This is a genomic window from Streptomyces sp. UH6, assembly GCF_013421635.1.
Classification (GTDB): domain Bacteria; phylum Actinomycetota; class Actinomycetes; order Streptomycetales; family Streptomycetaceae; genus Streptomyces; species Streptomyces abyssomicinicus.
In genome coordinates this window covers 1-2,345 of record NZ_JACADT010000898.1, presented here as the reverse complement: position 1 = coordinate 2,345, position 2,345 = coordinate 1, and the positions used below count along the sequence as shown (strand labels likewise).

1 protein-coding gene is annotated in these 2,345 nt (G+C 69.6%); it reads right to left on the bottom strand.

Annotated features, from left to right (window positions below; genetic code table 11):
- Nucleotides 1–2,183: penicillin-binding protein 2 (mrdA, locus tag HW445_RS27305; RefSeq protein ID WP_180223544.1), on the bottom strand; the 2,183-nt coding region annotated here is incomplete at its 3' end.
- Between the last annotated feature and the right edge of the window lie 162 nt (nucleotides 2,184–2,345).

Here is a 2,345-nt window from a genome sequence, read left to right as displayed (position 1 = left end):
TCACCTCCCGTGGCGCCCGTCTGCCCGCCCGTGACGCCGGCCTCGGCGGCGGCCTCGGCGGCCTCCTTCAGCGCCTTCACCGGGTCCTCGTCGATCTTCGGGCTGTCCACGGTGCCGTCGGGGCGGATCTTCGGAAGCTTCTTCTGCGGCTCGGGCAGCAGCGCCTTCTTCCTGTCGATCGAGCCGTCCGGCTGGACGCCGTACAGCGCGTCGTAGATCTTGCGCACGGCCGGGCCGGAGGCGCCGGAGCCCGTACCACCCTGGGAGATCGTCATGACGATCGCGTAGTCCTTGGTGTACGTGGCGAACCAGGAGGTGGTCTGCTTGCCGTAGACCTCCGCGGTACCGGTCTTGGCGTGCATCGGGATCTTGTCCTGCGGCCAGCCGCCGAACCGCCAGGCCGCGGTGCCCCGGGTGGCCACGCCCTCGAGGGCCGCGTCCATCTCCTTGAGGGTCGCCTTGTCGACCGGGAGCTTGCCGTTGCGCTTCGGCTCGATCTCCTCGACCGTCTTGCCGTCCGGGCTGATCACGGCCTTGCCGACGGTGGGGGCGTACATGGTGCCGCCGTTGGAGATGGCACCGTAGATGGCCGCCATCTGGATCGGCGTCACCAGCGTGTCGCCCTGCCCGATGGAGTAGTTGACGGAGTCACCGGCGCGCAGTTCGTTGCCGCCGTGGCAGTTCTCCCACTCGATCTGCTCGACGTAGTCGCCGTCCTTCTTGCCGTGCTTGCACCAGTAGTCCTTGTTGGCCTCCCAGTAGTCCTGCTTCCACCCGCGGTCCGGGATGCGGCCCGAGACCTCGTTGGGCAGGTCGATGCCGGTCTCCTTGCCGAGACCGAACTGGTGGGCGGCCTCGTAGAAGTAGTCGTTGGTCTTCTTCTTCGGCTTGGTGCCGCCGTCCTTCTTCCACTCCTCGTGCGCGAGGCGGTAGTAGACGGTGTCGCAGGAGACCTCGAGCGCCCGGCCCAGGTCGATCATGCCGTGGTTGGCGGACTCGAAGTTCTTGAAGACCTGGCCGCCGATGGAGTAGTCGCTGGAGCACTGGTAGTTGCCGTCGAACGGGTACCCGGCCTTCACGGCGCCCGCCGTGGTGACCACCTTGAAGATGGAGCCGGGGGCGGCCTGGCCCTGGATGGCGCGGTTGAGCAGCGGGTAGTTCGACTTCTTGCCGGTCATCTTGGCGTAGTCCTTGGCGGAGATGCCACCGACCCAGGCGTTGGGGTCGTAGGCCGGGTTGGAGGCCATGGCGACCACCCGGCCGGTCTTGGCCTCCAGGACGACGACGGCTCCGGCGTCGGCCTTGTACTTCTCGTTGGTGTTGCGGTCCCACTCCTGGCGGGCCGCCTTCATGGCCTCTTCCAGTTCGTACTCCGCGACCCGCTGCACCCGGGCGTCGATGCTGGTGACCAGGTGGGAGCCGGGAACTCCGGCGTCGGCCTCGGCCTCGCCGAGCACCCGGCCGAGCTTGTCCACCTCGTACCGGGTGACGCCGGCCTTGCCGCGCAGTTCCTCGTCGTACTGGCGCTCCAGGCCGGAGCGGCCGATCTGGTCGGAGCGCAGGTAGGGCGAGTCGGTGTCCTGGGCCTTCTGGATCTCCTCGTCGGTGACGGGCGACAGGTAGCCGAGGACCTGGGCGGTGTTGGCGCCGCCGGGGCCCGGATAGCGGCGGACCGAGGCGGGCTCGGCGGTGATGCCGGGGAAGTCCTCGGACCGCTCACGGATCTGGAGCGCCTGACGGGCCGTCGCCTCGTCGGTGATGGGGATCGGCTGGTAGGGCGAACCGTTCCAGCAGGGCTGCGGGGTCTCGGCGTCGCACAGCCGGACCTTCTCCGTCACCTCCTTCGGCTTCATGCCGAGGACGCCGGCGAGCTTGGTGAGGACGGCCTCGCCGTCGTCGTCCATCTTCATCAGCTCGGTCCGGGAGGCGGAGACGACCAGCCGGTTCTCGTTGTCGGCGATGGGCACGCCGCGGGCGTCGAGGATCTCGCCGCGGGTGGCCGGCTGGACGACCTGCTGGACGTGGTTCCCGCTGGCCTCGGCCGCGTACTCGGCGCCGTTGCGCACCTGGAGGTACCACAGGCGGCCGCCGAGGGTGGCGAGCAGGGAGAGGACCAGGATCTGCAGGACGACCAGGCGGATCTGGACACGGGGGCTGCGGCCCGTCTCCGGGATGTTGCTCATCGGCGCAGCTCATTCGTCGAGGGGTGGCGTCGAGGGGTGGCGCTCGGGGAGGAGTGGCGGTCGGGCGACGGGAGGGCCTTGCTCACAGCCGCTTGACCCCCTTCAGACGGGTGCCGAGACCCATCCGGCCGGCGCCGCGGCGGGCGCGGCCGAGGCCGGGCG